At 60.6% G+C, this 2,061-nt stretch carries 2 protein-coding genes; one reads left to right on the forward strand and one right to left on the reverse strand.

Annotation, left to right across the window (positions count from 1 at the left end; translation table 11 throughout):
• Positions 1-1,436 (reverse strand): methyl-accepting chemotaxis protein (locus ACOZK4_RS26690; RefSeq protein ID WP_421594670.1); only part of this gene is annotated, 1,436 nt, incomplete at its 3' end.
• 425 nt (positions 1,437-1,861) lie between these two features.
• Here ACOZK4_RS26690 and rpmH point away from each other — a divergent pair.
• On the forward strand, positions 1,862-1,999 hold the full coding sequence (gene rpmH / locus ACOZK4_RS26695; RefSeq protein ID WP_083242913.1) for a 50S ribosomal protein L34: 138 nt from the start codon (positions 1,862-1,864) through the stop codon (positions 1,997-1,999).
• Positions 2,000-2,061 lie beyond the last annotated feature (62 nt).

Below are 2,061 nucleotides of genomic sequence, written 5' to 3' on the forward strand. Positions count from 1 at the left end.
GCCAGAAGGTTGGTCTGGAAGGCGATCTCGTCGATGACCGAGATGATCTGGCTGATCTCGCTGGAGGCCTGCTCGATGCGGCCCATGGCGTCGATGGCGTTGCGGACGATGGCGCCGGACTCCTTGGCACTCTGCGTCGCCTCGCCGACCATGGTGGTCGCCTCATTGGCCCGCTCCGTCGAATTCTTGACGGCGGCGGTGATCTCTTCGAGTGCGGCGGAGGTTTCCTCCAGCGCGGCGGCCTGCTGCTCTGTGCGCTTGGACAGATCGTCCGAGGCGCTGCGCAGTTCGCCGGAATTGGCATTGATGGCATCCGTCGAGCCGCGCACTTCGCGCATGGTGCGCTGGAGGGTGGCGAGCGTCGCGTTGACGTTCTGCTGAAGCTCGGCGAAGGCGCCACGGAACGCGCCGTTCATGGTCTGCGTCAGGTCACCGTCGGCCAGCGAACCGATGACGCGGCGGGTTTCGGCAATGCCCTCCTCGACGCCGCCGACCAGCTCGTTGACCGAGCGTGCGAAACGGTTGAGGTCTTCGTTGTGATAATCCTTGCTGATGCGCGAGGAGAAGTCGCCCGCAGCGGCAGCGTGCACGACGGTCGCGATGGAGGACTGGAGATCCGCGCTCTTTTCGCGCAGCACCTGTTCCTGGGCGTTGAGGTCGCGCACGGTGATGGCGTTCTGGCGAAAGACGGCTACGGCCGCAGCCATTTCGCCGATCTCGTCCTGGCGGCCGGCATAGGGCACTTCCGTCTCGAGATCGCCGCCGGCAAGGCGGTTCATCGTGTCGGTGACCTTCTGGATCGGGCGGCTGAGTTCGTTGGTCGCGATATAGAAGGCGATGCCGCCACCCAGCACAAGGCCGGCGCCAACCGTGCCGAGCACGAGCGTCAGCATCAGCGTCTCGAACGAGGCGATGTCATCCTTAATGGTCGTCAGGTTCTCGTTGTCCGTCTGAACGACGGCGTCAATCTCCTTCTGGAAGGCCTTGCGGTTGGCGCGGTTCAGCTCATTGTTGCCCTGCTCGTTGGCAGCGGCGATCGATTCGGTCGTGCCGAGGCGGGCCGTTTCCATGCGGAAGGTGCGGAATTCGGCGGCGCGCGAAACCACGGCGTCGAAGGCGGCCTTCTGCGCGTCGGGAACGAGCGGCTGCCATTCCTTGAGCGTCGCATCGATCCCGTCGAGTTCCTTGGCGATGCCTTCGGCGAATTTCTTGGCGCCGTCGGTATCCTTGGCGGCATAGACGCCACGCGCTTCCATGACGACGGCGGTGACCTGACGGTTCAGGTGCTCGCCGAGGAAGGCGCGGTCGGCGGCATTCTCGTACTGATGCAGCTTTTCGCTGTATTCCGAGACTACATGAACGGCGATGGCGCCGATCAGGACGGAAATGAAGCCCATCACGCCCACGATGAGGTAAATCTTGCCGCGTATCTTCACGTCACACTCCAAAGGCACAAGCAAACACCAGGAAAACGACTTGGCCGCCTTCCCCCATGGACAGGACGGTAAACGCTAAAGGTTAATTAGATTTTGATACAACCGCCCAAATAGCAGGCATTTAAGTCCCGCCTGAAATTGCCAATGGAAAAAATATTGAGGAAAATCAGGAATAAAGACTGACGTAACGTTAGCTGAAAGTGACAAAAGGCAAGCAATACGCAACCGCAGATGGCCGCGATCTTAACAAATGTGACAGGCGGAGCTGCGTCAAAGCCGCAATTGACTTTTAATCGTCTTTGCCCTTATAAGCCGCGCACGTCCGGACAGCCTGGCTTCCCGCGAGGGCAAGCCTATGTCGGACTTTCAACGCTGATTGCGTAAAGCAAAACCCAAGAAGGGCCGCACACCGCGGTATTAAATAAATGACGAAGCGTACCTACCAACCTTCCAAGCTTGTTCGCAAGCGTCGTCACGGCTTCCGCGCCCGCATGGCTACCAAGGGCGGCCGCAAGGTCCTGTCCGCACGCCGTGCACGCGGCCGCGCGAGCCTCTCGGCTTAAGGCCGTGTCTGCCCGAACAGAGGCGACGGGCATATGACGAAAAAAGTTAGACAATCTGCTGT

This window comes from Shinella sp. M27, assembly GCF_049199905.1.
Classification (GTDB): domain Bacteria; phylum Pseudomonadota; class Alphaproteobacteria; order Rhizobiales; family Rhizobiaceae; genus Shinella.